At 30.6% G+C, this 565-nt stretch carries 1 protein-coding gene; it reads right to left on the minus strand.

What is annotated here, in order from left to right:
* Positions 1 to 245: 245 nt before the first annotated feature.
* Positions 246 to 464, minus strand: a complete 219-nt coding sequence (locus NNC19_RS23455; protein ID WP_310941105.1) for a DUF2922 domain-containing protein — start codon at positions 462 to 464, stop codon at positions 246 to 248.
* Positions 465 to 565 lie beyond the last annotated feature (101 nt).

Below are 565 nucleotides of genomic sequence, written 5' to 3' on the forward strand. Positions count from 1 at the left end.
TAACAAGGATTTATCATAAATGTTTTTTTATTTTATTCAGCTGTAAAATTATTCAAGCATTTTTGCACTATTATAGTAATTAAGTGTATTTTGGATAAACTTACCAGCCAAGAGCCTGAATCATTTTTTGACCATATCTCTTACCTAAAGCAACCTGTGAATCATGACCAAAATGTAATCTCCCAATGTAAAGAATAAGGGTAGATTTCGTGTTGTTATACATGAAATCTACCCTTGAAAATATATTAAGCTACATCAAGCTTAGTAACTTGTCTTACAGTTAAGTTAGCACCTGATTTACCTATTAAAGCACCATTTTTAGTTAAGAAAATATTCTTTGAGATAATAGTGTCCATAAGAGCAGTAGCTTCAGTTTTACTTATTGTAGGTTTAACACCTTCAATACTTAAAGAAGTCTTTTGTCCATTGGCACAGACAAATGTTAAAGATAAAATATAGTCCATTTTGAAGTTCCCCCTTTCTTTAAAAGAGCACTCACGGAAACTCAATAAAGCCCATGGGTATGCCCTTTTTTTATTATTTTTTTTAGTTATTTCCCCCATTT

Source organism: Clostridium sp. SHJSY1 (assembly GCF_031626875.1).
Classification (GTDB): Bacteria; Bacillota; Clostridia; order Clostridiales; family Clostridiaceae; genus Clostridium.

What these genes read in the sequence shown, in the direction of transcription:
- NNC19_RS23455 (WP_310941105.1), bottom strand. Translation starts at nt 464, where the DNA reads ATGGACTATATTTTATCTTTAACATTTGTCTGTGCCAATGGACAAAAG.